Annotated in this window: 1 protein-coding gene; it reads left to right on the plus strand. The window is 75.6% G+C overall.

Going from position 1 to position 356, the window contains the following annotated elements; translation table 11 throughout:
- Positions 1–356 (plus strand): CDP-glycerol glycerophosphotransferase family protein (locus tag IEZ12_RS07980; RefSeq protein ID WP_189271424.1); only part of this gene is annotated, 356 nt, incomplete at both ends.

The following is a 356-nucleotide window of genomic DNA, read 5'->3' on the forward strand; positions in this document are numbered from 1 at the left end:
CCAGCACCGGCTGCGCACCGAGAGCTACCCGGCCGCCCGCCGCCGCCCGCTGCGCGACGCCGTGCTGTACGACGTCTTCGGCGGCCGCGGCTACGCCTGCAACCCGCGCGCCGTGCACGCCGAACTCGCCCGCCGGCAGCTCCCGTTGGAGCACCTGTGGGTGATCGAGGACGGCCAGGAGCAGCCGCCCGGGCCGGTCCGCGCGATCCGCCAGTGGAGCCCCGAGTGGTACGAGGCGCTCGCCACCTGCCGCTACCTGGTCGGCAACACGCACTTCCCGGAGTTCCTGCGGCGCCGCGACGGCCAGGTGGTGGTGCAGCTGTGGCACGGCACCCCGCTGAAGCGGATCGGGCGCC

Origin of the sequence: Kitasatospora griseola (assembly GCF_014648555.1) — a bacterium.
Taxonomy (GTDB): Bacteria; Actinomycetota; Actinomycetes; order Streptomycetales; family Streptomycetaceae; genus Kitasatospora; species Kitasatospora griseola.